2 pseudogenes are annotated in these 259 nt (G+C 39.0%); both read right to left on the bottom strand.

From position 1 onward, the window contains the following. Nucleotides 1-159: pseudogene (locus tag ACFIQE_RS11305) on the bottom strand (bifunctional folylpolyglutamate synthase/dihydrofolate synthase); the annotation flags it as partial. A gap of 4 nt (nt 160-163) precedes the next feature. Continuing rightward, nucleotides 164-259 (bottom strand): annotated as a pseudogene (locus ACFIQE_RS11300) (acetyl-CoA carboxylase carboxyl transferase subunit beta); the annotation flags it as partial.

Genomic DNA, 259 nt, shown 5'->3' with positions numbered 1-259 from the left:
GCCATTTGTTCCAGCAATGTGAATAACAGCGCCAAGTTTTAAATGTGGATTACCGAGCTTCTCTAAAAGGCGGACAATACGCTCTAAAGAAAGATCAAATTTTTTCGGATAATTCTTTAGTAAATCATCCACCGCCCTTTGTACTTGACTTTTTTGCATAAATTTAAGCTGCTTTTGTTGTAGAAAGCGATGTTTGAGAGTCTGTTGGGGATGGCATGGGAGGGTTAACAACAGCAGAACGTTTCATCATTAAGCGTAA

It is taken from the genome of Bartonella sp. AA1HLJMS (assembly GCF_042197445.1).
Classification (GTDB): Bacteria; Pseudomonadota; Alphaproteobacteria; order Rhizobiales; family Rhizobiaceae; genus Bartonella.
Note: the sequence above shows the minus strand (reverse complement) of the source record. Positions and strands in the feature narration are given on the sequence as shown.